Source organism: Marinicella rhabdoformis, assembly GCF_009671245.1.
Classification (GTDB): domain Bacteria; phylum Pseudomonadota; class Gammaproteobacteria; order Xanthomonadales; family Marinicellaceae; genus Marinicella; species Marinicella rhabdoformis.
In genome coordinates, this window is the sequence record NZ_VTFS01000019.1 from 1 (window position 1) to 281 (window position 281).

The 281-nt window shown below is 36.7% G+C and carries 1 rRNA gene; it reads left to right on the forward strand.

What is annotated here, in order from left to right:
• Positions 1–82, forward strand: a 23S ribosomal RNA gene (locus tag FET73_RS15630); the annotation flags it as partial.
• Between the last annotated feature and the right edge of the window lie 199 nt (positions 83–281).

The following is a 281-nucleotide window of genomic DNA, read 5'->3' on the forward strand; positions in this document are numbered from 1 at the left end:
ACTACAAGGTTGATAGGCTGGGTGTGGAAGTGCAGTAATGTATGAAGCTAACCAGTACTAATTGCCCGTGAGGCTTGATCATATAACACCCAAGGAATTTGGGAAGTATGACAAGTTTATAAGGATTAAAGTCTCTTTTACGAGATAACGATGACTTATATACATCAAACTTTAGACCCATTAATTCAATCAAAGATTTAGATTCATATTCCAAACATCAGTCTTATGACCTTAGCAGTCATAAGCGACCAGTTTTCTGGTGAAAATAGAGCTATAGAACC